Annotated in this window: 20 protein-coding genes and 2 pseudogenes; 9 read left to right on the top strand and 13 right to left on the bottom strand. The window is 64.2% G+C overall.

What is annotated here, in order from left to right; genetic code table 11:
- Window positions 1-235: 235 nt before the first annotated feature.
- Complete coding sequence (locus G7016_RS08255) at window positions 236-445, top strand: hypothetical protein (RefSeq protein WP_181112646.1); 210 nt, start codon at window positions 236-238, stop codon at window positions 443-445.
- A 241-nt stretch (window positions 446-686) separates the two neighbouring features.
- Here G7016_RS08255 and G7016_RS08260 read toward each other — a convergent pair whose 3' ends face one another.
- From G7016_RS08260 to G7016_RS08300, 9 genes are all read right to left on the bottom strand, one after another.
- On the bottom strand, window positions 687-1,226 hold the full coding sequence (locus G7016_RS08260) for a DUF2058 domain-containing protein (protein ID WP_181112648.1): 540 nt from the start codon (window positions 1,224-1,226) through the stop codon (window positions 687-689).
- 18 nt (window positions 1,227-1,244) lie between these two features.
- On the bottom strand, window positions 1,245-2,096 hold the full coding sequence (gene mazG / locus G7016_RS08265; RefSeq protein WP_181112650.1) for a nucleoside triphosphate pyrophosphohydrolase: 852 nt from the start codon (window positions 2,094-2,096) through the stop codon (window positions 1,245-1,247).
- Window positions 2,093-4,339: a GTP diphosphokinase gene (gene relA / locus G7016_RS08270; protein ID WP_181112652.1), complete on the bottom strand. Its 2,247-nt coding sequence runs from the start codon at window positions 4,337-4,339 to the stop codon at window positions 2,093-2,095. Before relA ends, mazG begins: the two co-directional genes overlap by 4 nt.
- 82 nt (window positions 4,340-4,421) lie before the next feature.
- Entirely contained in the window at window positions 4,422-5,792 is a 1,371-nt protein-coding gene (gene rlmD / locus G7016_RS08275; RefSeq protein WP_181112654.1) for a 23S rRNA (uracil(1939)-C(5))-methyltransferase RlmD, read from the bottom strand.
- Window positions 5,792-6,694: a cysteine synthase CysM gene (gene cysM, locus G7016_RS08280; protein WP_181112656.1), complete on the bottom strand. Its 903-nt coding sequence runs from the start codon at window positions 6,692-6,694 to the stop codon at window positions 5,792-5,794. The genes rlmD and cysM overlap by 1 nt, the downstream gene beginning before the upstream one ends.
- A 137-nt stretch (window positions 6,695-6,831) precedes the next feature.
- A complete protein-coding gene (locus G7016_RS08285) occupies window positions 6,832-7,758 on the bottom strand; it encodes a 5-oxoprolinase subunit C family protein (RefSeq protein ID WP_181112658.1) in 927 nt (308 codons plus the stop codon).
- Between the two features lie 2 nt (window positions 7,759-7,760).
- The gene (locus tag G7016_RS08290) at window positions 7,761-8,483 is read right to left on the bottom strand and encodes a 5-oxoprolinase subunit B family protein (protein ID WP_181112660.1); all 723 of its coding nucleotides are present in this window, start codon (window positions 8,481-8,483) and stop codon (window positions 7,761-7,763) included.
- Complete coding sequence (locus tag G7016_RS08295) at window positions 8,480-9,217, bottom strand: 5-oxoprolinase subunit PxpA (RefSeq protein ID WP_181112662.1); 738 nt, start codon at window positions 9,215-9,217, stop codon at window positions 8,480-8,482. The genes G7016_RS08290 and G7016_RS08295 overlap by 4 nt, the downstream gene beginning before the upstream one ends.
- Window positions 9,218-9,313: 96 nt before the next feature.
- On the bottom strand, window positions 9,314-10,210 hold the full coding sequence (locus tag G7016_RS08300) for a LysR family transcriptional regulator (protein WP_181112664.1): 897 nt from the start codon (window positions 10,208-10,210) through the stop codon (window positions 9,314-9,316).
- A gap of 220 nt (window positions 10,211-10,430) precedes the next feature.
- Between G7016_RS08300 and G7016_RS08305 the strand changes: the two genes are divergently transcribed.
- On the top strand, window positions 10,431-11,144 hold the full coding sequence (locus tag G7016_RS08305) for a DUF969 domain-containing protein (protein ID WP_181112666.1): 714 nt from the start codon (window positions 10,431-10,433) through the stop codon (window positions 11,142-11,144).
- On the top strand, window positions 11,141-12,091 hold the full coding sequence (locus tag G7016_RS08310) for a DUF979 domain-containing protein (RefSeq protein ID WP_181112668.1): 951 nt from the start codon (window positions 11,141-11,143) through the stop codon (window positions 12,089-12,091). The genes G7016_RS08305 and G7016_RS08310 overlap by 4 nt, the downstream gene beginning before the upstream one ends.
- On the opposite strand, the gene G7016_RS08315 is transcribed toward G7016_RS08310, so the two are convergent.
- Window positions 12,060-13,439, bottom strand: coding sequence for a sensor histidine kinase (locus tag G7016_RS08315; RefSeq protein WP_181112670.1), 1,380 nt, complete (start codon window positions 13,437-13,439; stop codon window positions 12,060-12,062). The two genes, G7016_RS08310 and G7016_RS08315, sit on opposite strands and share 32 nt — an antisense overlap.
- Window positions 13,439-14,152, bottom strand: coding sequence for a response regulator transcription factor (locus G7016_RS08320; RefSeq protein ID WP_181112672.1), 714 nt, complete (start codon window positions 14,150-14,152; stop codon window positions 13,439-13,441). The genes G7016_RS08315 and G7016_RS08320 overlap by 1 nt, the downstream gene beginning before the upstream one ends.
- A 161-nt stretch (window positions 14,153-14,313) precedes the next feature.
- Here G7016_RS08320 and G7016_RS08325 point away from each other — a divergent pair, with 161 nt between their 5' ends.
- Window positions 14,314-17,073: a response regulator gene (locus G7016_RS08325; protein WP_181112674.1), complete on the top strand. Its 2,760-nt coding sequence runs from the start codon at window positions 14,314-14,316 to the stop codon at window positions 17,071-17,073.
- 154 nt (window positions 17,074-17,227) lie between these two features.
- Window positions 17,228-17,650 carry a hypothetical protein gene (locus tag G7016_RS08330; protein WP_181112676.1) on the top strand — a complete coding sequence of 141 codons (423 nt, stop codon included), beginning with the start codon at window positions 17,228-17,230 and terminating at the stop codon, window positions 17,648-17,650.
- 4 nt (window positions 17,651-17,654) lie between these two features.
- On the opposite strand, the gene G7016_RS08335 is transcribed toward G7016_RS08330, so the two are convergent.
- Window positions 17,655-18,122 carry a TlpA family protein disulfide reductase gene (locus tag G7016_RS08335; RefSeq protein WP_181113092.1) on the bottom strand — a complete coding sequence of 156 codons (468 nt, stop codon included), beginning with the start codon at window positions 18,120-18,122 and terminating at the stop codon, window positions 17,655-17,657.
- 71 nt (window positions 18,123-18,193) lie between these two features.
- On the opposite strand from G7016_RS08335, the gene arsC reads away from it, so the two are divergent.
- The 3 genes from arsC to G7016_RS08350 are packed head-to-tail and all read left to right on the top strand — an operon-like array spanning window position 18,194 to window position 19,830.
- Complete coding sequence (gene arsC / locus G7016_RS08340; protein WP_181112678.1) at window positions 18,194-18,547, top strand: arsenate reductase (glutaredoxin); 354 nt, start codon at window positions 18,194-18,196, stop codon at window positions 18,545-18,547.
- Window positions 18,544-19,158, top strand: a complete 615-nt coding sequence (wrbA, locus tag G7016_RS08345; protein ID WP_181112680.1) for an NAD(P)H:quinone oxidoreductase — start codon at window positions 18,544-18,546, stop codon at window positions 19,156-19,158. Before arsC ends, wrbA begins: the two co-directional genes overlap by 4 nt.
- The gene (locus G7016_RS08350) at window positions 19,159-19,830 is read left to right on the top strand and encodes a DNA-3-methyladenine glycosylase I (RefSeq protein WP_181112682.1); all 672 of its coding nucleotides are present in this window, start codon (window positions 19,159-19,161) and stop codon (window positions 19,828-19,830) included.
- Here the strand turns inward: G7016_RS08350 and G7016_RS25055 are convergent.
- Window positions 19,820-20,087: pseudogene (locus G7016_RS25055) on the bottom strand (tRNA 2-thiocytidine(32) synthetase TtcA); the annotation flags it as partial. The gene G7016_RS08350 and the pseudogene G7016_RS25055 overlap by 11 nt on opposite strands.
- Window positions 20,088-20,305: 218 nt before the next feature.
- Between G7016_RS25055 and G7016_RS08355 the strand changes: the two are divergent.
- A pseudogene (locus G7016_RS08355) lies at window positions 20,306-20,532 on the top strand (CopG family ribbon-helix-helix protein).
- Window positions 20,533-20,648: the final 116 nt, after the last annotated feature.

Consider the following 20,648-nt stretch of genomic DNA (forward strand, 5'->3'; position numbering starts at 1 on the left):
CATCGTGGCCGAGCCCTGTTCGGCCACTCCGCCCCCGCCTCAGGCCTTCTTAAACTATTCTTCACGCGCCTTCACAAAGTGCGACAATCCGCCGCAGCCCGCGTCGTGCCTGGGCTTGAGCGATTCCTGCCGATTCACGCAACACACCGTTGCGCCCGCCCCCGGTTCCATTAGCTGGCTATCAATCCTATAACGGAAGCACGTACTTGTTACGGCAACCCAGAGGAGTGTCAGCATGACCGTGAAAGTAACCGAACGTGACGATGCCCACATGTCCCATGAAGGCCTGGCGGCCGGGGTTCGCATCTGGGACGTTTACCAGCAGGGGCTGCTGGTGGGCATGTTCCACAACGAGCATGAGGCTGTGGCCTACCAGCGTGAGCTTGAAGCCAACGAAGCGAAGCGGGCGGAGTTGCTGGGTGCGCCTTCTTTGCAGGCGTCCTGACCAACAGTTACTTGGGCTTTAAAAGCGCCTCTGTTCGCAGGCTGGGCCGGATGGCCGGCCTCCCAGGTCCCACAGGGTTCGCCCTGATACCCCACGGGGATTCAGTTCACATTGCGGGAAGAAACTGTCTAGCGGTTTGCTTAAGCCCTTATTCGCGAGCTTCGCCTTCGGCTTCGCTTGCTCCCACAATAGCGGTGCAGCCTTGTAAAAAAAATCCCGTGCCAGGCACGGGATTTTTTTGTTACCACATCAGATCATCAGGAATCTTGTACGCCGCGTACGGATCGTCGCCTTCCACTTCTTCGGTTGGCGTATTGAGCAGCACGATACGGCGAGGCTCGCGTTCCTGCACCTTGAGCGCTGCTTCGCGCGGGATCACCTCGTAGCCGCCACCATGATGGACGATCGCCAGGCTGCCGTTGGACAGCTTGCTGCGCATCAGGCTGTTCACCGACAGGCGCTTGACCTTCTTGTCGTCCACAAAGTTGTAGTAATCCTCGGTGGTCAGCTTGGGCAAGCGGGTGGCTTCGATCAGCTGTTTCACCTGAGCGGACCGCGCCTTTGCCTCAGCCTTCTGCTGCTGCTGGCGGTTCAACTCCTGATCCTTGCGCTGCTTCTCTGCGGCGGCTTCCAAAGCGATGCGCTTCTGCGTGTCGTCCGCCTCGGCCTGGCCTTTTTTCACCAGCCGCTGCTGCTTTTGCTGGTCCTTGTTGACCTGCTTCACTTGTTTCTGGTTGACCAGGCCTGCTTTGAGCAGCTGGTCACGAAGGGAAAGGCTCATGGTTTCACTCACTCTTACTCAGCCACAGCCAAGCGGTTTCTTTTCCTGACGTTTAGCTTCGCCCCAGAGTGCGTCCAACGCCTCCAGGTCGCAATCTTCGATGAGTTGGCCCCGGGCGCGCAACTCTCCTTCGATAAAACGAAAACGGCGCTCGAATTTCGCGTTGGCGGCGCGCAAGGCCTGGTCGGGGTCAAGCTTGAGCTTGCGTGCCAGGTTCGCCACGCTGAACAGCACATCGCCCAGTTCATCGGCCAGCGCCGCCTCGTCTTCGCCGGCCATCGCTTCGAGCAATTCGTCCAGCTCCTCGCGCACCTTGTCCAGCACCGGCAAGGCCGCGGGCCAGTCGAAGCCCACCGAGCCCGCGCGTTTCTGCAACTTCACAGCCCGCGCGAGGGCCGGCAAGCCCGCCGGCACGTCATCGAGCAGGGAGAATTGCTCGGGCGCGGATGATTTTTCAGCGCGCTCTTCGGCCTTGATGGCTTCCCAGCGCTGCTTGATCTGCGCTTCACTGAGGCGGGGAGCATCCGCGGGGCCGTACAGGTCCCCGGTGGGAAACACGTGCGGGTGACGGCGGACCAACTTGCGGGTGATGCCGTCGACCACATCGGCGAATACGAACCGCCCCTCCTCCTGGGCGAGCTGGGCGTAATACACCACCTGAAACAGCAGGTCGCCCAGTTCACCCGGCAGGTGGTCGTAATCCTCCCGCTCGATGGCATCGGCCACCTCGTAGGCCTCCTCCAGCGTATACGGCACGATACTCGCATAGTTCTGCTTGAGGTCCCACGGACAGCCGGCGTGAGGATCCCGCAGGCGCGCCATCAAATAGAGGAGGTCGTCGAGGCTGTAAGGCTTGGCGGGCTGGCTCATGGGGTACGGTTACGCCGTGCTTCGATAATGTTGGGCAGCTGGGAGATACGGCCCAGCAACCGCCCGAGCGCATCCAGGCCGGGGATTTCGATGGTCAGGGACATCAGTGCGGTGTTGTCTTCCTTGTTGGAACGGGTATTGACCGCCAGCACGTTGATGCGCTCGTTGAGCAGCACCTGCGAGACATCACGCAGCAAGCCAGAGCGGTCGTAGGCACGAATCACGATATCCACCGGATAGGTGAGTACCGGCACCGGCCCCCAGCTGACTTGAATGATTCGCTCGGGCTCTTTGGCGCCGAGCTGCAACACCGAGGCGCAGTCCTGACGGTGAATGCTCACGCCGCGGCCTTGGGTGATGTAGCCCACGATGGCATCGCCCGGCAGTGGCTGGCAGCAGCCGGCCATCTGGGTGAGCAGGTTGCCCACGCCCTGGATCTGGATATCCCCGCGTTTGCCGGGTTTGGTGCCCGTGGGCTTGCGGGTAATGAAATCGAAGGCTTCAGCGTGGCTGCGGTCCGGCTCGGCCAGTTGCTGGGCAGCATTCACCAGCGGGGCCAGGCGCAGGTCGCCCGCGCCCAGCGAGGCGAACATGTCCTCGGCGGTTTTCACGTTGGCTTTTTCAGCCAGCCGCTCGAAGTCTACCTGAGGCAGGCCGAGGCGGCTGAGCTCGCGCTCGAGCAGGGTACGGCCCGCCGCGACGTTCTGATCCCGTGCCTGCAACTTGAACCAGTGAACGATCTTGGCGCGCGCCCGGGAGGTGGTGACATAGCCCAGGTTGGAGTTGAGCCAGTCCCGGCTGGGATTGCCCTGCTTGCTGGTGATGATCTCGACCTGCTCGCCGGTTTGCAGGCTGTAGTTCAGCGGCACGATGCGGCCGTTGATCTTGGCGCCGCGGCAGTTGTGGCCGATCTCGGTATGCACGCGATAAGCGAAGTCCAGCGGCGTGGCGCCTTTGGGCAAGTCGATCGCATGGCCGTCCGGTGTGAAGACATACACCCGGTCCGGTTCGATGTCCACGCGCAGCTGCTCGGCCAGGCCGCCGATATCGCCGAGCTCCTCGTGCCACTCCAGCACCTGACGCAGCCAGGAAATCTTTTCTTCGTAGTGGTTGGAGCTGGGCTTGACGTCCGTGCCCTTGTAGCGCCAGTGGGCGCATACCCCCAGTTCCGCTTCCTCGTGCATGGCGTGGGTGCGGATCTGTACTTCCAGCACCTTGCCTTCCGGCCCGATCACCGCCGTGTGTAGCGAGCGATAGCCGTTTTCCTTGGGGTTGGCGATGTAGTCGTCGAACTCCTTGGGAATGTGGCGCCACAGTGTGTGCACAATACCCAGGGCGGTGTAGCAGTCGCGTACTTCGGGCACCAATACCCGCACGGCGCGCACGTCGTAGATCTGGCTGAACTGCAGGCCCTTGCGCTGCATCTTCCGCCAGATGGAGTAGATATGCTTGGCCCGGCCACTGATATCGGCCTTGATGCCGGTGTCCGTGAGCTCATGATGGAGCTGGCTCATCACATCGGAAATGAAGCGTTCCCGGTCGAGCCGGCGCTCATGTAACAGTTTGGCGATCTGCTTGTACTGGTCTGGCTCCAGGTACCGGAAGGAAATGTCTTCCAGTTCCCATTTGATATGGCCAATGCCCAGGCGATGGGCCAGCGGTGCATAGATGTCGAACACTTCACGGGCAACCCGCTGGCGCTTTTCCTCGGCCGCGTTCTTGACCGCCCGGATGGCGCAGGTACGTTCGGCCAGCTTGATCAGCGCCACGCGCACGTCGTCGACCATGGCCACCAGCATCTTGCGCAGGTTATCCACCTGCACTTGCGTACCGAGCACCAAGGACTGCCGCGGGCTGAGGCTGGCGCTGATCGCCGCCATGCGCAGCACGCCGTCTATGAGCTTGGCCACCACCGGGCCGAAACGCTGGGCCACGTCCGACAGTGCGACCTTGCCCTCACGCACTGCGCGGTAGATGACCGCGGCAACGAGCGAATCCTGATCGAGCTTGAGATCGGCGAGAATTTCGGCGATTTCCAGCCCCGCCTGGAAACTGGACGTACCATCGGCCCAGGAATCCTTGGCGGTGTTTTCAGGTACGTCCAGATCGCGGGCGAACTGACAGGCCTTCTTGAGCGCCTCCCGGTCAAGCGCCAGGTCGACGCTGACGATATGATCGAGCCACGCATCGAGGTTGATGCTGCCGTCGTTGTTGACCGGCTGTTGCGCTCTCACCTGTACCATCTTGCTTACCTTCCCTATGGCGCGCAGGGTTGCACGCCAATGTTCGCTGGCTTCGACCTCCGCGGCCTGCGGAGGTCACCAGTCACATAGCCAGGCCGTCCTGGCCTTTTTCAAATAACGCCATCGCCTCGACATGGGACGTTTGCGGGAACATGTCGAGAACGCCAGCACGTTTTAAAGCATACCCTTGCCTGCGCAACTCTACGGTGTCGCGCGCCAGGGTGGCGGGATTGCACGATACATAGACGATGCGATCGGCACCCAGCGACGATATGTGGCGAACTGTTTGAAACGCCCCATCGCGCGGCGGATCCAATAATACCCCAGAGAACCCCTGCTCTGCCCAACCGGCTGCCTCTAGAGGCTGGGACAAGTCGGCCTGGTAAAAGGTCGCGGTATCCAGGCCGTTTCGCTCGGCGTTGACCGATGCGCGCTCGACCATCCCGGCAACGCCCTCCACGCCGACCACTTGCGCGCCCATACGGGCAATGGGCAAAGCGAAATTACCCAGGCCACAGAACAGGTCGAGTATCCGCTCTCCAGGCTGGGGCGCAAGCCAGGCCAGCGCTTGCTCGATCATGGCCTGGTTCACCGCCTCGTTAACCTGCACAAAGTCCCCTGGCCGATAGGCCAGTTCCAGCTGCCACGGCGCCAGGGTATAGCCCAGCACAGCACCCGGCTGATCAGGCGCAGGCGCCTCGGCGCCTTGCCACCACAGCTGAGCGCCCTGAGTAGCGCAAAAGGCGCGCAACGCCGCTTGATCCGCGTCGCTAAGCGCAGCGGTGTGGCGAACGAGCACAGCGGAGGCAGTACCGTGGAACAATTCAACGTGGCCAATGGCTTGCGGGGCTTTCAGTGAGCGGAGTATCCCCGGTAACTCATTGAAAATACGCTGCAAGGGTTGTACCAGCACCATGCAGTGGTCGATTGAAACAATCTGCTGGCTGGCGGCCGCCCGGAACCCTACATCGAGCACCTCGCGCTTGGGGTCCCAACGTACCGCCACCCGCGCACGGCGGCGATAACCGAACTCCGGGCTTACCAAGGGCGGCGCCCACGCCTGTGGTTCTACGCTGGCCACCTTGAGCAGTTGCTCGGCCAGCTGCCGCTGTTTCAAGGCCAACTGGTCGGTATGGCTGATGTGCTGCACCGTGCAGCCGCCGCAACGGTCCACATAAGGGCACGGCGCAGCGCGACGCATAGCCGAAGGCTGGTGTACCCGCTCGGTGCGCGCCTCTACCACCTTGCCGTGGGCGGACAGCACCCGAGCGTCCACGTCTTCGCCGGCCAGTGCCCCGGCCACGAACCAGGTCCGCCCTTCGTTGAACGCAATACCACGACCATCGGCTGCCAGCCGTTCGATGCTCAGCCGCTGCTTCTTGCCTGCTGGAGCGCCCGGCGCGCGCTGGCCACCGCTGGGCTGAAAGCGCAGCCCGCCTTGCTTGCGTGCCATCAGTTGGGCGCGTCGAACAGGCCGCTGGACAGGTAGCGGTCGCCGCGGTCGCAGACGATAGCGACAATTACCGCATGCTCCACTTCCTGGCTCAGGCGCAACATGCCCGCCACCGCGCCACCTGAAGAAACGCCGCAGAAGATGCCCTCTTCGCGCGCCAGGCGGCGGGTGATGTTCTCGGCTTCAGCCTGGGCCATGTCGATGATCCGATCTACCCGGTCGGCCTGGTAGATTTTCGGCAGGTACTCTTCCGGCCAGCGGCGAATGCCGGGAATCGCCGAGCCTTCCATAGGCTGAAGGCCGATGATCTGAACGGCGGGGTTCTGTTCCTTCAGGTAACGCGAAGTGCCCATGATGGTACCGGTGGTACCCATGGAGCTAACAAAATGGGTAATGCTGCCGCCGGTCTGCTGCCACAACTCCGGGCCGGTGCTCTGATAATGCGCCTCGGGGTTGTCGCCGTTGGCGAACTGGTCCAGCACCTTGCCGCGCCCTTCGGCCTGCATGCGTTCGGCGAGGTCGCGGGCGCCTTCCATGCCTTCTTCCCGCGTGACGAGGATCAGCTCGGCACCATAAGCGGTCATCGCAGCCTTGCGTTCGGCGGTGGAGTTGTCGGGCATGATCAGGATCATGCGATAGCCCTTGATTGCCGCTGCCATCGCCAAGGCAATCCCGGTATTGCCGGAGGTGGCCTCGATCAGCGTATCGCCGGGCGTGATCTGCCCGCGCAGCTCAGCCCGGGTGATCATTGACAGCGCCGGGCGGTCTTTTACCGAGCCGGCCGGGTTATTGCCCTCGAGTTTGAGCAACAAGGTATTGGTGGTAGCCCCGCCCAGGCGCTGCAGGCGAACCAGCGGGGTATTGCCGACGCAATCGGCGATAGTGGGGTAATGCACGGTCATGGGCTTTTTCGCAATCCGAACGGCGGGGGGCGCTATGATACGCGCATTCGCCGCCAGGCCATATCACGCAAAGGCAGCTTCATATACCCATGGGTTATAAGGCGCCAGGGTGGTTGTTCGCGGGCTGGCGCCCGCTCCTACCCAGCGTTCGCCAAGCTTCTTATTACCTCCAGATGCCCTGCCCGGGCGGTTTCGGCCAGCACCGCGCGCAGGCGCAACCGTTGCCCGGGCGAGGCTTGTGCCAGGCGAGCACAGGCCAGCGGGGTGAGCGCACCCAGGCGCGGATAGCCGCCGATGGTCTGGCGGTCATTGCCCAGCACGATGGGCTGCCCGTCCGGTGGTACCTGAACGCCTCCCAAGGGGATGCCCTCGGACACCAGCCCGGCGCCTTTGTACACCAGCGCCGGGCCCAGCAAACGCACGCCCATGCGGTCGGCGCGGCTGTCTACGGTCCATTGTGCGTTGAAGGCATCGAACAGGCTTTGCCCGGAAAAATCCGCAGCCTGGGCGCCTAACACGAGGTCCAGCGGTTGCCGCAGGCTCAGGTCGGGAATGCGCGCCACGGCGATTTCCCGGCCCGGCCCCGCTGGTGCGGCGCAACTCAGCACGTCATCCGCAGCCAAGGCAGCGCCATTACCGTGCAGCCCACCCAGGCCTTCCCGGGCGACCGTCGCAACGCTACCGGACGCCTGCGCCCCAACGAACCCACCCGGCGCCGCCAGGTAGGCACGCACGCCTTCGGCCGGGGCATTGAACACCAGCCGCTGCCCGCGGCGCAGGTTAAAAGTGCGCCACGGTAGCAGGGCCGCGCCGTCGACCGTGGCTTGAAGGTCTGCACCGGCCAAGGCCAGGTGGCAATCGCCTTGCGCATAGAGCTCGAAGCCACCCAGGGTGATTTCGATCACTGCCGCACCTGGCACGTTGCCCAACAGCCAGTTGGCCCAGCCCATGGACACCCAGTCTGCGGCACCGCCCTGAGTAATGCCCAAATGGCGCACGCCGAACCGCCCGGCGTCTTGCAACTGGCACAACGGGTGGCTTTTTTCGATACGCAGTTGGCTCACGGTCATTCCCCCAACGGCGTGGTATCGCCGCCCAGTGCCACGAAGCGCTCGCGGCTGATGGCTTCGAAACGAACGCTGTCGCCTGGCTTGAACAGGCTTTCGCCGGCGTCAAACAGCACCACGGGCGTGCGCCCCAGAATATTCCAGCCGCCGGGCGACGCACTGGGGTAGATCGCCGTTTGCCGCTCGCCAATCCCCACACTGCCGGTCGCGATGCGTTGGCGAGGCGTTGTCAACCGCGGCGCCGCGAGGGCCGGCTCCACCAGCCCCATAAACGCAAACCCTGGGGTGAAGCCCAGCGCAAATACCCGGTACGCCTTGGCGCAATGCCGCTGGATAACCTCCTCTACCGCCAGGCCACTGATGCCGGCGAGGCGACCAAGGTCCGGCCCCACCGAGGGGTCGTACCACACCGGCACGGTATGTTCCTGGCCGTTGCCCGCCGAAGCCGGCTTGAGACCGTCGCAGGCATTGGCTATCCGGCGCCGCGCTTCTTCGGGGGTGAGTGCGGCGATATCGTAATGCACCATCACGGTGGTGTAGGACGGCACGAGGTCGATCAGCGCCGAGCCGAAGCTGGCCCGAAGGCGCTCGCCCAGCGCCAGCAACCAACCCACATTCGATTCGTCGATGTGGTCGAACAGCCGCACCATCAGGGCATCCAGCGCAACCGTTTCAATCGTTCCGGCCTGGCCTTCGCCGAACGCGAAGCGTGCGCCGCTCATGCCTGCGCGGCCTGTAACGCCTCGCGAATGCGCCGCACTGCCGCCACGGACGCCGGGTTGTCGCCGTGCACGCACAAGGTGTCGCTGCGCAGCCGCAGGGCGCTGCCGTCCCGGGCGGTCAAGGCGTCACCGCGGGCCAAGGCGAGGGCCTGGGCGACCACCGCGTCGGCGCTTTCATGCACCGCGCCTGGCAGCCGTCGTGACACCAGCTGGCCATTCCCTTCATAGGCGCGGTCGGCGAAGCTCTCGAACCACAGCGGCACGCCGTGTTCATCGGCCAAGGCTTGTTCGGCGCTGTTGTCCCGCGTGGCCAATAGCACCAAGGGCACCCTGTACGCCGCCACGGCGGTGAGCACCGAAGCCAGTATCGAAGGGTTGGCCATCATGTCGTTGTAGAGCGCGCCGTGGGGTTTAACGTACTCGACCCGGGTGCCTTCAAGCGCGCAGAACGCCTGCAGCGCGCCGATCTGGTAATGCAGCAGGCTTTCGATCTCTTCGCCGGAGCACGCCAGGGAACGCCGACCGAAGCCGACCAGGTCCGGGTAGGCCGGGTGCGCGCCGATGCGCACGCCGTGGCGCGCTGCCAGGGCCACAGTACGGCGCATGGTCAGCGGGTCGCCAGCGTGGTAACCACAGGCAATGTTGGCGCAGTCGATCAGGGGCATTACCTCGGCGTCGAGGCCCATGCTCCAGGCGCCGTAGCTTTCACCGATATCGCAGTTGAGGACAATCATCAGGGGCGCTCCGGCCGAAGGGGTACCATCCCACGGTAGAAGCCTGCGTTTGCCTGGGTCAACTCAGAAAAAACACCGGGGGGCGATAAGAAAACCTTAAGCGGCAGGTTCGCTGGTTTCGGCAATCAGCGCCTGGGCCATGGCGACGACGCTTTCCGACAGCGCCATGCCGGGCCCGGTCCGCCAGGAGGCCACGATGTCCATGGGGGGCGGCGGCTCGATACCTTCGATCAGCTTGAGGCTGCCGGCGCGCAGTTCGGCCTCTACCAGCGGCAGGGGCATCAGGCCAATGCCGAAGCCGTCGCGGATCAACCGAATGATGGCCGAAGCGGAGTTTACGCAGTTCACCCGCGCGTTGATCAGGTCGGCGCCGTGCAGCAGGTTAAGCAGGTCCTGATGCGGGCGCGAATTACGAGAGAAGGTCACAATCCGGTCGCTGGCCAGGGCGCGAAGGTCATCGTAAGGGCGATCCTGCGGCGCGCCTTGCGCCACCACCCAATGCATGGGATAGCGGTCGAGCAAGGCGTTGCGTACGGTGTCCAGGCGCACCATGTCGGTTTGCAGAATGATGTCCTGGTAGCCTTTTTCAAGCTGGTCGCACAGGTTGCGGGCAGTGTCGGCGGTAATTTCCACCTCCACGCCCGGCCAGGCCGCGCTGATGCGGCTTACCAAGGGGCTGAGCCAGGTATGGATCACGGTGTCCATCGCGCCGATGCGCAAATGCCCCCTGGCCAGGCCCGGGTCCTTCAACGCGGCCTTGAGCGCGTGCAGGGTATCTACCATGCGCTCGGCATAGTCGAGTACCCGCTGGCCTTCCGGTGTAAGCGTGACGCCGCGTGGGTCCCTTACGAACAGGCGGCTGTCGAGCTCGTCTTCCAGCGCGGCGATGCGGCTGGAAATGGACGCCTGGGTGGTGCACAGCTTCTCGGCGGTCAGCCGGAAGCTTTTCAGGCGGGCCACCCAGACAAAGGTTTCCAGAAATCGAATGTTCATGTGAGCGCCGCCCTCTCTCTCTGCCGGCCAGTATTCCCGCAAGGCCCCGGGATGGGCGATCAAGAAAAAGCTATCAGGGGGCACGGGATTTTCTCGCTGGACGCCAGCGCGCTTGCCTCCCAACAATTCCCACATAACAACAGGGGGCTCCCCGCCCTTGCAACAATAAAAACCTTTGCTTCTGCCGATAGCGACCTACGCGTCACACAGGGCACCTACCATGAACGAATCGCTTAACCTCTGGCCGCTCGCTGGCGTCGCGGTCATCGTCCTCGGCTTCATCCTGCGTTTCAACCCGATGCTGGTGGTGGCGATCGCCGCCGTGGTCACCGGGCTGGCTGCGCATTTTCCCGTGGAAACGATCCTTGCGAGCATCGGCACCGGGTTCATCAAAACCCGTACCCTGCCCCTGATCATTCTATTGCCGCTGGCGGTGATCGGCCTGCTGGAGCGCCACGGGCTTCGCCGCCATGCCCAGCACTGGATCGGCCGCTTCGGGCGCGCCACCGCCGGGCGCCTGCTGATCGGTTACCTGTTCATTCGGGAAACCACCGCCGCGCTGGGGCTTACCAGCCTGGGCGGGCATCCGCAGATGGTAAGGCCGCTGCTGGCGCCCATGGCCGAGGGCGCCGCTGTGAGTCGGCACGGGCCGCTACCTGCGCAGGTACGGCAACGCCTGCTGGCCTTCTGCGCGGCCACGGACAACATCGGGCTGTTCTTCGGCGAAGACATCTTCGTCGCCTTCGGTGCCATTGCGCTGATGCACACCTTCCTGCTGGGCGCCGGAATCGATGTAGACCCCTTGCACATCGCGGTGTGGGGCATTCCCACCGCCATCAGCGTGTTCCTGATCCACGGCCTGCGGCTGTATCGGCTGGACCACTACCTGGCGCGGCACGCTGAAGCTCCGCAAACCGAGGGGGCACCCGCATGATCCTGTCCATTCAATACCTGTACTGGCTGGCCGGGATCGTATTGGCGATCACCTGCGCGATGACCCTGGCCGACCGTGAGCACCCTCGGCGCTGGCGAAGCGGGCTGTTCTGGGGGCTGTTCGCCGTCGCGTTCCTGGTGGGCGAGCGCCTGCCGCCGGTGTGGGTAGGCGTCGGCGTGCTGGCCATGGCCGTCCTTGCAGGCTGCGGCGGCGTGGCAGTGGGCAGCTATCGCCCTCTCGCCGAGAAAGCCCAGCAGGCCGTGGCAACGCGCCTGGGCAACCGGTTGTTTATTCCAGCGCTGGCCATTCCGCTGCTCACCGTAGCCGTGGCCCTGGGCTTGAAGGGTGTGAAAATCGGGGACAGCTTTGTGCTGGACCCGTCCAACTCCACCTTTGTGGCGCTGGGCGTTGCCAGCCTGATCGCCCTGGCACTGGCCTGCTGGCTCACCCGCGACACGCCGGTGCAAGCGATGCGCGAATCCCGCCGCTTGACCGAGGCCCTGGGCTGGGCGCTGGTGCTCCCGCAAATGCTCGCCATGCTGGGCTTGATGTTCACTGACGCCGGCGTCGGCAAGGCGGTGGCGTACCTGGCCAGCACGTACATCGACATGGATTATCGGCTGGTGGCGGTGATGGTGTATGTGCTGGGGATGGCCGTGTTCACCATGGTGATGGGCAATGGCTTCGCGGCGTTTCCGGTGATGACCGGCGGTGTAGGCGTGCCGATCCTGATGGGTGTGTACCACGGCAACCCGGCGGTAATCGCGGCGATAGGCATGTTCTCCGGTTACTGCGGCACGCTGATGACCCCCATGGCGGCCAATTACAACCTGGTGCCCGCGGCCCTGCTTGAGCTTCCTGATCGCTACGCCGTGATCAAGGCCCAGGTGCCTACGGCGCTGGCGATGCTGGTGGTCAATACGCTGCTGCTGTATGCGCTGATGTAGCCGCCGGCTCACTCGCCGACAAGCGCAACTCCACCCGCAGGCCACCCTGGGCGTTACGGGCCACCAGGGTGCCGCCCTGCCGTTCGATGGCATGCCGGGCGATGCTCAAGCCCAGGCCAAAGCCACCATCGCCCGGGCGGGCCCCGTCAAGGCGGGTGAAGGGGTCGAACATGCGCGAGAGGTCTTCCTCGGGCACCCCGCCACCGTGGTCCTGCAGGCTCAAGCGCCAATGATCACCCTCGCGCTCGGCGCTGAAGCTCACGCGCGCCCCAGGGGGCGAATGGCGGATGGCATTGCGCAAGACGTTCTCCACCGCCTGCGCCAGGCTATTCAAATGGCCCCGCACCCAACAGGTCTCGGGGATGGCGCAATGCAGGCGCTGCGGAAGCCAACCGGTTTCGAAGGCGGCATCTTCGGCCAGCACATCCCACAGCGCGGTTATCTGGATGGGCTGTACCTTCGGCGGGCTGCGCTCGGCATCCAGCCACGCCAGCTGCAAGGCGTCCTCGACCAGGCGCTGCATGTTGTCCACTTCCCGGGCCAGCCGCTCGCGCAGGCGGTCGTTGTCGGGCTCCGCCTCGCAGGCAACACGCAAGCGGCTGAGCGGGGTGCGCAGTTCATGGGACAGGTCGTGGAGCAGCCGCTGCTGCATGGTCACGGTTCTGTGCAGCCGCTCGCCCATGTCATCGAACGCCCTGGCCAGTTCCCCCAGTTCGTCCTTGCGGCTCAGGGCGCCGGGCTCCAGGCGCGTATCGAGGCGGTCCGCCCGCCACTGCTGGGCCTGGCGCCGAAGCTGTTCCAGCGGCGCCACCAGCATGCGGTACAAGCCGATACACAGCAGAAGGGTGAACAGCGCGGGCACAATCCCGTTCGTGAGGATGTGCCAGAACAACCCATAGCGGCCCGGCATGAACCGCTGGGGCAGCTCGATGACCAGCATTCCATCCTCTGCATGCCGGGGGAACGGTACCCGCAGCCAGGGCGCAGTAGTGCTGCGGCGGCTCACGGGCCAGTCGATGCCGCGCAGAGAGGTAAGCCGCTGCCGCTGTGCAACGCTCAGCGCGCTCTGCCCCAGCGGGGCGAAATCTGCGCCGATGGCGGTCACGAATACGCCTTCCTGCGCGGCAATGCTGCGCAGTACGTTATCCAGGCCCGCCGGGCCCTGGGCCTCGAGCGCCCGCTCCGCCACGCGGGCGTAGTCGCTCAAGCTGGCGCGGGCCTCGGGCGACAGAAACGCCGTGCGCGCCTCCATGTAGCGCCCCCACGACCAGCTCAACCAGATCATCAACAGGCAGAAGCCGATCAACAGCGCGGCGAGCTTCCAGAACAGCGAGTGGCGACCTGGCATCAAGCGGTGACCGCCGTGGCGAACATATAGCCCTTGCCCCAGACCGTACGCAGTTCGTGGCCCAGGTAACTCAAGCCCTTGAGCTTGCGGCGGATCTGGCTCACGTGCATGTCCAGGCTGCGGTCGTGGCGCGAGTAGCCGCGCTGCAACACATGCTGATAGAGGAACGCCTTGCTCAGCACGTCGTCGACGTGCCGATGCAAGGTGCCAAGCAAGCGGTATTCGCACGGCGTAAGCCCGGCGGGGCGGTCCAGGTAGTGCACTTCCTGAGCGACATCGTCGAAGCGCAGCTCCACGGGCATGGCGGTGGGCGCAGGCACCCCGCGCTCCAGTTCAACGCGGCGCAGGATAGCCTCCACCCGCACCTGTAGTTCATCCAGGCTGAATGGCTTGGGCAGGTAATCGTCGGCGCCCCCGCGAAAACCATCGATGCGGTCCTGTTCCTCGCCCAGTGCCGACATCAGCAACACCGGGGTGCGAGAACGCTGGCGCAAGCGAGCCAGTACCTCCAGCCCGTTCATGCCCGGCAACAGCACATCGAGCAGCACCAGGTCGAAGGGTTCACGCAGGGCCAGCTCAAGCCCTTCTCCGCCATTCTGGCACCAGGTCACGCTAAGCCCTGCCGCTCCCAACCGATCACGCACGAACGCGCCGAGCGTGGGGTCATCCTCGACAGCCAATAACCGGGTTGCATTCGCACTCATAAGATCCATTAACGCCTGCGAAATATTCTCAGTGGCGATTATTCTGCAATAACGCAGCGGCGGCAACTTCCAATGCCCCAGCGGTACGTGATGCAAAGGTGCATGGCGGGCGCGGTAAAGGTATGGTTCGCCAGACATGAGGGGTAGCCCCCGGCAATCGAGGTGCGGGTGTGTTAAGAAAACTGGGAATAAAAGGGCGGGTGATCCTGCTCACCATGCTGCCGGGAAGCTTGCTGGCGTTGCTGCTGGGTGGCTACTTCACCTGGGTGCAGCAGACCGAATTGCAGGCGCAATTGCTGGGCCGCGGCGAGCTATTGGCCGGCCAGCTCGCGCCACTGGTAGCCCCTGCCCTGGCTGCGCGCGATACCGAGCAGCTCGAGCGGGTGGCGGCGCAGGCCCTTGAGCAGGCCGACGTGCGCAGCGTGACCTTCCTCGACGCCGAGCGCGGCCTGCTGGCCCATGCCGGCCCGAGCATGCTCAACCCCATTCCCGGCGGAACCGGAACGAAACTTGCCCAACGCAGCGGCAGCGATGCCACCCGCTACCTGCAACCGGTGTTCGGCCGCGACCGTGACCTCGCCGGCGCGCAAGTGCCCGGCGAGGCGGACCGCCTGCTGGGCTGGGTGGAGATAGAACTGTCCCACACCAACACGTTGCTGCGTGGCTATCGCATGATGTTCGCCAGCCTGGTGCTGATTGCCGCCGGGCTGGTGGTGATCCTGCTGCTGGCGCTGCACCTGGGCCGAGGTATCAGCGCGCCGCTGGGGCATATCAAATTGGCCGTGGCGCGAATAAAGGAAGGCCGCCTGGACTACCGCCTGCCAACCTTGGGCAACCATGAGCTGGACGAACTGGCTGCCGGTATCAATCGCATGGCGCAATCGCTGGAAGAAGCCCATGACGAGCTTCAGCACAGCATCGACCAGGCCACCGAGGACGTGCGCCAGAACCTGGAAACCATCGAGATCCAAAACATCGAGCTGGACCTGGCGCGCAAAGAAGCACTGGAGGCCAGCCGGATCAAATCCGAATTCCTGGCCAACATGAGCCATGAGATCCGCACGCCGCTCAATGGCATCCTCGGGTTTACCCATCTGTTGCAGAAGAGCGAGCTCACGCCGCGCCAGCTGGATTACCTCAACACCATCGAAAAATCCGCCGATAACCTTCTGGCGATCATCAACGAGATCCTCGATTTCTCCAAGATCGAAGCCGGCAAGCTGGTGCTCGACAGCATCCCCTTCAACCTGCGGGATCTGCTGCAGGACACACTCACCATCCTCGCCCCGGCGGCTCACGCCAAGCAGCTGGAGCTGATCAGCCTGGTGTACCGCGATACGCCGGTGTCGCTGGTGGGTGACCCTTTGCGGCTCAAGCAGATCCTCACCAACCTGGTGAGCAACGCCATCAAGTTCACCCGGGAAGGGACGATTGTCGCCCGGGCGATGCTGGAGGAGGACGGCGAAGATGAAAGCACCGCACAGCTGCGTATCAGCGTTCAGGACACCGGCATCGGCCTGTCGAACGATGACGTGCGGGCCCTGTTCCAGGCATTCAGCCAGGCGGATAACTCCTTGTCCCGCCAGCCAGGCGGCACTGGCCTGGGGCTGGTGATTTCCAAGCGACTGGTAGAGCAGATGGGCGGCGAGATCGGCGTGGACAGCACGCCGGGCGAAGGCAGCACCTTCTGGATCAGCCTCACCCTGCCCCGCGCCCGTGAAGATGCCGAAGACCTGCCCGCCCCACCCCTGACAGGCCGCCGGGTTGCCTTGCTGGAACATCACGACCTGGCGCGCCAGGCACTGGAACACCAACTGCAGGACCTGGGCCTGACCGTGGTTGCGTTCAGTGCGCTGGAGCGCCTTGCCGAAGCGGTGAGCGCCGCGCGCCTTGCCGGGCAGCCCATCGAGCTGGCCGTGCTGGGGGTCACCAGCCAGCAACAGCCGCCCGAGCGCCTGCGCCCACGCCTGCGCGAGCTGCAACAGCAAGGCTGCCACGCCTTGGTGCTGTGCCCTACCACCGAGCAGGCGATGTACCACCCCGTTGTGCCCAACCCGCACAGCCTGCTCCAGGCCAAGCCAGCGTGCAACCGCACCCTGCGCCGGGTACTCAGCGAACTGGTGAGCCCGCATCGGCCTGCGCCGGTGCTTGACGACGCCCCGGCGGACCGCCCGCCGCGCATCCTCTGCGTGGACGACAACCCGGCCAACCTGCTGCTGGTGCAAACCCTGCTCGAGGACATGGGCGCGTTGGTGCAGGCCGTGGACAGCGGCCAGGCAGCATTGGAAGCCGTGCAACAGCGCTCCCTGGACCTGGTGCTGATGGACGTGCAGATGCCCGGCATGGACGGCCGCGAAACCACCGAACGCATCCGCCTGTGGGAAACCGGCCGCCCAGGCTCGCCATTGCCCATCGTGGCACTGACCGCCCACGCCATGGCCAACGAAAAGCGCGCGTTGCTGCACAGCGGCATGGACGACTACCTCACCAAACCCATCAGCGAGCGCCAGTTGGCGCAGGTGGTGCTCAAATGGACCGGCCTGGCCCTGCGCGGTCAGCCCGCCGAACGGCTGAGCGAATGGGCCAACGCCGAGGGTGAGCAGCAGATACTCGACCACGAAGAAGGCCTGCGCCTGGCCGCCGGCAAGGAAGACCTGGCCGTGGACATGCTTGCCATGTTGCTGGCCGGGCTGGATGAAGACCGCCGGGCGATCCAGGCCGCTCGAGACGCCCATGATCAGCACGCACTGCTCGAACGCATCCACCGCCTGCACGGCGCCACCCGCTACTGCGGCGTGCCCCAGCTGCGCGCGGCATGCCAGCGAAGCGAAACCCTGCTCAAACAGGAAGACCCCAGCGCCAGCGTCGCCCTCGATGACCTCGACCTGGCCATCGTGCGGCTGGCCGAACATGCGCGGATCAGTGCATAAACAGCGAGCACAGGGGCTTGGTCGACGCACTTTGTGGGAGTAGGCAAGGCCTGCGAACAGCATTGGCAACCGGTTCCCGGCCATCCCCAGATGGCCGGCCCCCCAGACACCTGCACCGCCTGTGCTACCATGCGCGCCCTTCTTCGGAGGCCCTATGGTCGAACACGATTTCCGCTACAGCTTGCTCACCCCTCAGCACACCCTGATCGAATGCCGCGCGTTGTCGCCGGGGCGTTATCAGGTCACCGGCAACGGCGGCGCCATCCGCGCCGACGACGTGCTGCTGGTCACCCTCAAAGGCAGCCAAACCCTGAGCATGCGTTTGACCGTCGAAAAGGTGCGGCACCTGATCAACCCGGTGGGCCAGTGGACGGCCGTGGCGCGTGGCCCGGTGTTCAAGGAGCTGGCGATTCACACCTGGGACGTGAACTGCGATGGCTGCGGCAAAACCATGAGCATGGAGTTCGCCGTAGACGCGAGCCTCGGCGAAGCGGCCTTGCCAGTAGCCGCGGCGGCGCGGGTGGCCGAGCTGGGCTGGCGCAGCGAAGGCGGCAAGCACTTCTGCCCCAACTGCTGAGCCCTTAGCCGCCAGCCTTGAGGGCGGCCAGCCGCTGGGCCAAACCTGCAGCGGTCTGCTCGCCCAACAGGGTGGCGCGCACCTTGCGTTGCGGGTCCAGCACAAAGGTAACCGGCAGCCCCTCGGCCTTAGGCAAATCCAGGGTGTCGGCCGGGTCCTCGGCCAGCACGCGATAGTGAATGCCCATGCCGTCGGAGGCCTGGGCCAGCGCCTGGCCCTGCAGCTGATCGAAGTTCACCCCCAACACCTGCACGCCTTCGGCTGCCTCGCGACTGGCGAACTGGTTGAGCTCCGGGATCTCGCGGCGGCACGGCCCGCACCATTCGGCCCAGTAGTTGATCACCAGCCACTGGCCCTTCAAGTTGCTGGCGGTCACGGGTTGCCCATGCTGGTCGTTGCCCAGGCCACGGTCACAGGCCACCAGGCATAGCGTGGCGAACACGGCCAACAGGCAGGCCAAACGGCTTCGGATCATCGTCGTCCTCGTCATCGCGGATCAGGCAGGTAGAATAGCCGCCACTCGATAGCACAGGCGACCTTTCCATGAGCGACCTCACCCTCTATCACAACCCGCGTTGCTCCAAGTCACGTGCCGCGCTCGAACTGTTACAGGCCCGCGGGCTGGAGCCTGAAGTGGTTCGTTACCTGGACACCCCGCCCAGCGCCGACACGCTGCGTGATTTGCTGAGCCGCCTTGGCATCGGCGCACGGGCGCTGCTGCGCACCGGAGAGGATGACTACAAGGCCCTGAACCTGGCCGACCCTACCCTCTCGGACGATACGCTGATCGACGCCATGGCCAGCCACCCGAAGCTCATTGAACGGCCCATTCTGGTACGCGGCGACAAGGCGGTGATCGGCCGACCTGTGGACAACCTGCTGGAGTTGCTGCCATGACCGTCCCTTACGTGCTGGTGTTGTATTACAGCCGACATGGCGCCACTCGCGAAATGGCCATGCAAATCGCCCGCGGCGTCGAACGCGCCGGGCTCGAAGCGCGCATCCGCACAGTGCCGGCAGTGTCCACCGAGTGTGAGGCCACAGCCCCCAGCGTGCCTGCCGAAGGCGCGGTATACGCCACCCTGGACGACCTTACCCACTGCGCCGCACTGGCCTTGGGTAGCCCTACCCGCTTCGGCAACATGGCGGCGCCCTTGAAGTACTTCCTGGATGGGACCAGCAGCCTGTGGCTCAGCGGCGCATTGGCCGGCAAGCCCGCGGCGGTGTTCACCTCCACCGCCAGCCTTCACGGCGGACAGGAAACCACTCTTTTGTCGATGATGCTTCCGCTGCTGCACCACGGCATGTTTATCGCCGGCCTGCCCTACAGCGAATCCGCCCTGCTGGAAACCCGCGGCGGCGGCACGCCCTATGGTGCCAGCCACCATGCCGGTGCCGACGGCAAGCGCCCGCTGGACGAGCACGAAACTGCCCTGTGCCGAGCCCTCGGCCTACGCCTGGGCGAAGCGGCGCGGCGGCTGGCGCTGCCCCTGGAGGGCAAGGCCTGAATGCGGGACTACCAATGGTTGCATGAGCATTGCCTGAACCGCTTCGGCTCGGCCGCGGCACTGGAAGCGCGGCTACCCCAGCCGCGTTCCGACGAACACCTGCGTAGCCTGGGCGACGACCGCTACCTGTCGTTGCTTGCCTTGCGGATCTTCCGCGCCGGCTTGAAGCACAGCCTGGTGGATGCCAAATGGCCGGCGTTCGAGGCGGTATTCTTCGGGTTCGTCCCGGAAAAAGTCGTGTTGATGGGCGGCGAGCATCTGGAGCGGCTGATGCAGGACGCCCGGATCATCCGGCACCTGGGCAAACTGCGCAGCGTGCCGATCAACGCGCAGATGATCCTGGATGTGGCCCACGAACATGGCAGCTTCGGTGCCTTTATCAGCGAGTGGCCTGTGGAAAATATCACTGGCCTGTGGCGCTACCTCACCCGGCACGGCAATCAACTGGGCGGGTTGTCCGCCCCGCGGTTCCTGCGGATGGCCGGCAAGGATACGTTCATCCCCACCCAGGACGTGGTGGCCGCGCTCAACGCCCAAGGCATCGTAGACAAAATGCCCACCAGCCAGCGGGACCTGGCGGCGGTTCAAGAAGCCTTTAATACCTGGCGCGAACAGAGCGGGCGACCGTTGTGCCAGCTATCAGTGATGCTGGCGCATACGGCTAATCACTGAAGGCTTGGGGGCTTATTAGCGCGACGATAAGTAGGGTGGCGCTCTCGTCGGTTTGCGGGGCGGTGAAGTTGGACAGGTCGCGGTTGGCCTAGCTGGGAAGGCACCACGTTCTGCAAGCTGCGGAAATGTTCTCGGTGCGGCCCGGGTGCTTGCGCCCCTCTACACCAGCATGGCCTTAACCACCTTGCACTGGAGGTTTTCCTGAGAGCCGCACAGGTTGCACGAATGATCGGGAACTGCTTGGTGTCTGAGCACGCCATGGATGTCATGGTGAACCCTTAGCCCGTTCATTCTCCTCCCCTCCCCTACTCCAAAACGACCCAAACGCCATGCCAGCCGAAAACTCTTGATAACGTATTTTATCAATAGTTATTTTAGTGACTCGTTTTTGCTGTGCTTCGTATCAAGATACACCCTACCTCGTCACATCCAGGCAGAACGATTGAAAGTGATTCTGTTCTTGGAGGAACATATCATGGCCGCTCCTGCAAAAACCCGTTCAGTCACCGCACATGTCCCGGTCGAGCTCGCTGAGCAGATTGATGAGATCGCCGAGCGCGTTGAGCTTCAACAAGCTGGATCGTAAAACAGGTCTTGTCTGTCTGGCTGGAGCAGACAAAAGAACGCAGTTGGCTAACTCGCAATGCGCTTCTCGATGTCGATGCCGACCGGGTGATCGATCACCAGGCGGTACAAGCATGAGCTGCGAGCCTCGGCACTGAAACGCCATTGCCGATACCGCGGTGATAGAGCTGCAGCAGAAAGAAATTGCCCTTGAAACTACCCCTTTGGCTGGTACCGCCTGGCCTTGAAGGCAA

The sequence above is a fragment of the Pseudomonas japonica genome (genome assembly GCF_013522925.1).
In the GTDB taxonomy this organism is placed as follows: domain Bacteria; phylum Pseudomonadota; class Gammaproteobacteria; order Pseudomonadales; family Pseudomonadaceae; genus Aquipseudomonas; species Aquipseudomonas japonica_A.